This window comes from Rickettsia endosymbiont of Ixodes scapularis (assembly GCF_000160735.1).
In the GTDB taxonomy this organism is placed as follows: Bacteria; Pseudomonadota; Alphaproteobacteria; order Rickettsiales; family Rickettsiaceae; genus Rickettsia; species Rickettsia tamurae.
The window spans coordinates 460,067-461,005 of record NZ_CM000770.1; the positions used below are offsets into that span (position 1 = coordinate 460,067).

Consider the following 939-nt stretch of genomic DNA (forward strand, 5'->3'; position numbering starts at 1 on the left):
TTCCGCTAAAGGAACATTCGCAGTAACTACTTGAGCATTCCCTCTTGGATCCATGCTTTGAATTTGCCCTCTACGACTATTTAAATCGCCTATAATATCACCCATATATTCATCAGGAGTGATAACTTCAACTTTCATAATCGGCTCAAGTAATTTAGGATTACCTTTCGGCATCCCTTCTCTAAAGGCTGCCTTTGCAGCAATTTCAAACGCAAGTACACTAGAATCTACATCATGAAACGCACCGTCAACTAAAGTCGCTTTAAAATCAATCATAGGATAACCGGCAATAACACCGGTTTCTCTAATATTATTTAAACCTTTTTCAACACCTGGTATATATTCTTTAGGCACGGCACCGCCGACGATTTTACTTTCAAAGACAAAAGTTTTATTTTTATCTTCATCTTTTACCTCTTTTAGAGGCTCAAAAATAATTTTTACACGAGCAAATTGTCCTGCACCGCCGGATTGTTTCTTATGGATATAATCAATTTCGCAAAGCTTTTGTTATAGTTTCACGATATGCTACTTGAGGAGCTCCGATATTTTGCTTCAACCTTAAACTCTCTTCTCATACGATCAATGATAATTTCTAAATGGAGGTTCTCCCCATTCCTTTTTATCACTGTTTGTCCTGTTTCATGATCAGGTTGAAACTCTAAATGATGGATCTTCTGCTGCTAAACGAGAAAGTGCTAAGCCCATTTTTTCTTGATCGGCTGTTGATTTAGGTTCTACCGCAAGCTCAATTACCGGCTCCGGAAATTCCATTCTTTCTAAGATTACTTGCTTATAAATATCGGATAATGTATCACCGGTGGTAGTATCTTTAAGACCTGCTAAAGCTACTATATCACCTGCTGATGCTTCTTTTACGTCTTCACGATTATTAGCATGCATTAATAGCATTCTACCGATTTTTTCTCTTTTATTCTT

The 939-nt window shown here is 37.2% G+C and carries 1 pseudogene; it reads right to left on the bottom strand.

Annotated elements, in window-relative coordinates:
- A pseudogene (locus REIS_RS02340) lies at window positions 1-939 on the bottom strand (EF-Tu/IF-2/RF-3 family GTPase); the annotation flags it as partial.